The organism is Actinomyces sp. 594 (assembly GCF_019325145.1).
In the GTDB taxonomy this organism is placed as follows: domain Bacteria; phylum Actinomycetota; class Actinomycetes; order Actinomycetales; family Actinomycetaceae; genus Actinomyces.
This window is the reverse complement of record NZ_PIZC01000027.1, coordinates 1-4,650: the sequence shown is the minus strand read 5'-3', so window position 1 is coordinate 4,650 and position 4,650 is coordinate 1. Positions and strand designations below refer to the sequence as shown.

The window sequence follows — 4,650 nt, the reverse complement described above, 5'->3', positions numbered from 1 at the left end:
CCCAGATGTCATGAGATCCAACAGTCCCAGAAGTCATGAGACATCACAGTACGGTAGGGGTACGTAGCGTCACCGAAAGGTACGAACCGTCGCGGGAAGTGCCGAACCGTCGCGGGAAGTGCGGAAGCGTCGCGCGGGGCGCACGAGCGGGCCGGCCCGGTCCGCGCCCCTGCAGTAGTGGATGCCCCCGCAGTAGTGTGTGGTCCCCGCGGCACCACCGGGACCCGCAGCGGCGTTTTCACCTCCCCGCAGTGGTGGGTACCTCCCCGTTGAGGCTGGTGTGTGGCACTGGCCTGCTGTGAGCTGCGCGCGCATGGGCACGCCTCCCCGCAGCACCTGGGATCGCTGGGATCGCTGGAACCGCTGGAACCGCTGGAACCGCTGGAACCGCGGGATCGTTGGGATCGTTGGGATCGTTGGAACCGCGGGATCGCTGGCCGGTGCCGCCGGCGGTTGTCCCCCCGGTTAGGAAGCCGCGTAGTCTCAATGATTTCTACCATTTGCCCGGGGCCGCCAACACGGCCGGACCCGCGGCCCCGTGCGACCCCGCCGAAGCGAACGCGACCACCACACCGCGGCACGATCCCTCCCGCCACAGCCACAAACCGGAGGAGCGGGCATGAGGTGCCACTGCCGATTGCGCGTCGGCCATGACAGATGTAACGTTGATGCGGCCTCATTGTGAATGACGGTTGTAAATGTCGACGATGAATGCGTGTGAGGGAAAATGGCGCCGAAGATCGTGTATGCGTCCAAGACGGGAAACGTGCAGAAGGTAGTTGAGCGGCTCGGGCTTCTGCCCGATGCCCTCAAGATCGTAGACGGCACTGAGCGCGTGGATGGTGAGTACGTATTGTTCACCTACACGGTCGGCAAGGGGCAGATTCCTAAGCCCGTGAAGGCGTTCCTCGAGTCGAATCCGGGGATTGTGGCCGTGGTGGGAAGCGGAAGCAAGGCCAAGAGCCACGTAGAAACATTCAATTTCGCGGCTAAGCGCGTAAGCGAAACCTATGATGTGCCAGTTATCGCCAAGCTGAACGGCGTGGGCACCAGTGAAGATCTCGACACGATTCGTGCGGGTCTGGCGGCGCTCTAGCCGAGTGGTGCCGGACGGTGCTGAGTTGCGTGGCGTCGGGTGGCGCTCTAGCCGAGTGATGCCGGGTGAATCTGGTGTCGATATCGGCGTCGTCGGTGCCGGTGGCGGTGCGCGTCCGGGACGGCGCACCCGGGTCAGCTCAGCAGCAGACTGGCCGCCACATAGACGGCGGTGCCGCCGATCAGCGAGAGCCCCAGGGATCTGCGCCACAGGTGCAGTCCTGCGGTGGTGCCGATGCCCGCAAGGGCGGGCAGCCAGGTTGCGGGGGCGCCAGTTACCCCATCGAGCGTATAGGCCACCAGCACGATCATGACGCCGAGCGGCATGGCGTCGCCGAGGAACCCCACCAACGGCATGCGCCCGCGCCCGCGCAGCAGCACGAACGGAGCAACACGGCAGGCGAAGGTTATGGCGGCCACCGCCGCAACGGCCCCGGCCAGTTGGGGATCGGTGAGCATCAGCTTCCACCTCTGCTCGCCGGGGCTCTGTTCGCGTGGACCCGCCACGCATACAGGGTTATGAGTGCGGCTGCAAGGGTACCCAGCGCGCTTAGAAGAGCCGCGGACCCACCTACCAGCAGCCCGACTCCTCCGGCCACGAATCCACTGAGTAAAACGGCCAGATCGGGGTGCGCCTTCCAATTCTCGATGGCAAGAATCACGAACAGTGAAGTGAGCACGAAGCCGAGCAGCTCCACGCGCTCCCCGATAAGTGAAGCCAGGCCGGTTCCCGCCAGAGCACCTGCCGTCGTCCCGGTGATCCAGGCGGAATGGCTCAAGGCTTCCACGACGACGATATAGCGCCCACTCATTGCGGCCCGGTCGCGCGAGGCGAGCAGGGCGTACACCTCATCGGTGATGGCGTGGATTGCGTACAGGTGGGTGAGCGGGCGGTCGCGGACCCGATTCAGTGGAAAGCCCAGCCCGTAGAAGACGTGACGGCCGGAGACGAACAGGGTGGAGGCGGCGATCGCCGCTAGTGGCTGGCCGGTGCCCGCCAGTGGGACCAGCAGCATCTGCATGGTTCCCGAGTAGATGACCAAGCTCCACACCGGCGCCCACCACCATGCCAGGCCCTGTGCCACCAGCAGCAGCCCGGCGGCCAGTCCGAGCGTGATGTAGCCGATCATGATCGGCAGTGCGTCTCTTGCGGCATCGCGCGCACTGACCATGGGCAGCGGCTCGCGTGCCGACGTCGACGCCGCGGGGGAGGGAACGCTGGAAGCGGGCACCGCCCCAGGCTAGATGCTGTCAGGCCGGGGCGTTCAAACGGACTTCATGGTGAGATCAGAATCGTCCCGCGTCCAACGGCGAGACGCCGACTCAGGCGCGGCGCACCCGGTCGATGATCTCCTGCTCGCGGCGGCCCGCCCGGCGGGCCTGGTGCGAGACCACGCCGACCATGATCATGAACAGCCCGAAGGCGATGAACTTGCCGCTGATGGCGTCGGCCCACCAATATGCTGAAAGTGTGGCGCCTAGGCTCGAGTGAGCGGTAAGGCGGTCCAGCAGCGGGCCCACCGCATCGTTCATAGCGGCAGGCGCGACTAGGAACGGCAGGCCCGCCAAAACGGATATGACGCCTACTACGAAGGACCCCAGGCTGGATCGGCTGGCGGTCCACAGCGCGAAGGCGAGCGCGGCGGCTCCCGCAGCCAGCTCCAGCAGCGCGCGCACAGATAGACCGAAGCGCATCGGGGTGGCCCCGTCGACGGCCGCGGCGGCGCCGTCGTGGAGGAAGTACCAGGCCAGGGGCAGTGCGACTACCCATACCAGCACGCCGGCCCAGTGGGCGGCGGCGCGGGACTTCGGATGGCCGACGACGCTTGATCCCTCCAGCAGGATGTCGTCTTCCGAGCGTGGTTCGTCGGCGGCCGGTTCGGCGTCGGGGGCTGCGGGCGCCGACGCAGCGGGGTCGGCTGTGGGGGCGGACCCGGGTGTGGGTGGCACCGGGGCTGGGGCGGGATCGGGCGCGGGTGGTGCTGGGGTCGGGGCGTGCGGGGGCTGAACCGCCTCGTCGGCCGGATCAGCGCTCGACGTGGTCAGGGAGGCGGCAGGGGTGGGGGAGTCGGCGGAATCGGCAGGCGTGGAGGAGTCCGCGGAATCGTGCGGGGCGGCCGCTAGCTCCCAGGCGGCGGACTCGGCCCGGTCCGCCGCTGTGGCGTGGTCCTCGGGGTCGTGTCCGGCGGCGTTGGTGTCGGTGCTCATCTGAACCTCCTTGTCCGCCACGGTAATGGCGCCGCCACCGTGCGCTGGGAGGCGTGCCGGGAGGCGATTCGAAGTAGACCGACCTGGGACTGGCGGACTCGTCTAGGCCTCCTACTGCGGTAGTAGTGAAAAGCTGACAGCCGAATGCCTCGACTCGTCTGTCGGGCGTTGGGAGGGCGGGCGCCTTTGACCGACCGGTAGTCAGGCCCGGGAGTAGGGCACTCCGTGCGGTGGCGTGGTCTCCTCCCGGGAGCGCAGTTCTGCCAGCTCCCGCATGCGGCCCTCGCGCCGGGCCAGGTGCGCGCCCCAGCCGACGCTGACCAGCACGATTCCCGTCAGCAGGAGTCCCGCCCCGGTCGGGTCGTTAGGTAGCAGCCGCTGTGCCAGCGCGTGCCCGGGCAGCTGCGGCCAGATATGAGCCAGCAGGCTCGGCACTGAGGCCAGTACGAGCAATATTCCGGTGGCCCGGGCGCCCAGTGTGGAGCGGCCTGTGAACGCCGCCCCGACCACCAGCAGGATCAGCGCCAAGGTGGGGCCGAGCACCGCCCCGCCCAGGGGCTCATCCGGGGAAACCAGGCGGGCGTATCCGGTGGAAATGAGCGTGAGGGCGAGACCCGTGGTCACGATCGTGAACGGGAGGGAGAACGCATGGTCGCGGCGCCGCGACGGGGGTGCCGCCGGGGTGACGCCCGGCGTCTTGTCGTGGGCGCTGAGCCTGACGGACAGGCGTGCATCGGCGCGCCCGGCGCGACGTGCCAGCCGCATTCCCCAGGAACCGCCCAGTAGCAGTGCTGCGACGATGAGCACCGCCCCGCTGGGGATCAGTGTGCGCGCCCAGGCGAAGGGGGCGGCGGTGGCGCGACCCGGGATAGACACGATTGCCATCTGCGCCGCCAGGGCGACGATCCCGCCGACCAGGCCGCCCAATGAGGAACGCAGTGCAAACAACCACTGGGCCAGCGCCGAGACCACGAGCGCGAGCAGCGCAAACAGCGCGATACGCGGCAGCTGACCCGCTTCGGACGCGGCTGCGGCTACCCCCGTCAGAGCGAGTATTGCAGGTGGCAGTACTGCGCCGACGGCGGCCGTCAGCAGATAGTCGCTGCGACGAGACCGCGGTGCCTGCTGGGTGCTTTCTGTGCCGGGCGCGGAGGTCTGCGGCGCGGGCGCAGCTCGCCCCGATGACGGCGTCGCGGGGGAGGAGTTGTCTTGCGTCACATTTGGATTTTAGACGATCGCCCGACGGGCGGCGCCGGCACGCTGGCAGATGCACTGGGGCCGGTGGGCCCGCAGGGGCCCCGCCGGGCCGCGGGCGGGCCGGGCGCCGTCGCCCGGGTGCCGACCCGG

5 protein-coding genes are annotated in these 4,650 nt (G+C 68.6%); 1 reads left to right on the top strand and 4 read right to left on the bottom strand.

From position 1 onward, the window contains the following. Positions 1 to 727: 727 nt before the first annotated feature. Positions 728 to 1,096 carry a class Ib ribonucleoside-diphosphate reductase assembly flavoprotein NrdI gene (locus GZ998_RS03945; protein ID WP_162679762.1) on the top strand — a complete coding sequence of 123 codons (369 nt, stop codon included), beginning with the start codon at positions 728 to 730 and terminating at the stop codon, positions 1,094 to 1,096. A gap of 134 nt (positions 1,097 to 1,230) precedes the next feature. On the opposite strand, the gene GZ998_RS03940 is transcribed toward GZ998_RS03945, so the two are convergent. From GZ998_RS03940 to GZ998_RS03925, 4 genes are all read right to left on the bottom strand, one after another. Next, the gene (locus GZ998_RS03940; RefSeq protein WP_161923465.1) at positions 1,231 to 1,554 is read right to left on the bottom strand and encodes a branched-chain amino acid transporter permease; all 324 of its coding nucleotides are present in this window, start codon (positions 1,552 to 1,554) and stop codon (positions 1,231 to 1,233) included. Continuing rightward, entirely contained in the window at positions 1,554 to 2,267 is a 714-nt protein-coding gene (locus tag GZ998_RS03935; protein WP_219109095.1) for an AzlC family ABC transporter permease, read from the bottom strand. The genes GZ998_RS03940 and GZ998_RS03935 overlap by 1 nt, the downstream gene beginning before the upstream one ends. A gap of 151 nt (positions 2,268 to 2,418) precedes the next feature. Then, the gene (locus tag GZ998_RS12995) at positions 2,419 to 3,303 is read right to left on the bottom strand and encodes a hypothetical protein (RefSeq protein ID WP_257505013.1); all 885 of its coding nucleotides are present in this window, start codon (positions 3,301 to 3,303) and stop codon (positions 2,419 to 2,421) included. A 201-nt stretch (positions 3,304 to 3,504) separates the two neighbouring features. Beyond that, the gene (locus GZ998_RS03925; protein WP_308807155.1) at positions 3,505 to 4,521 is read right to left on the bottom strand and encodes a hypothetical protein; all 1,017 of its coding nucleotides are present in this window, start codon (positions 4,519 to 4,521) and stop codon (positions 3,505 to 3,507) included. Positions 4,522 to 4,650: the final 129 nt, after the last annotated feature.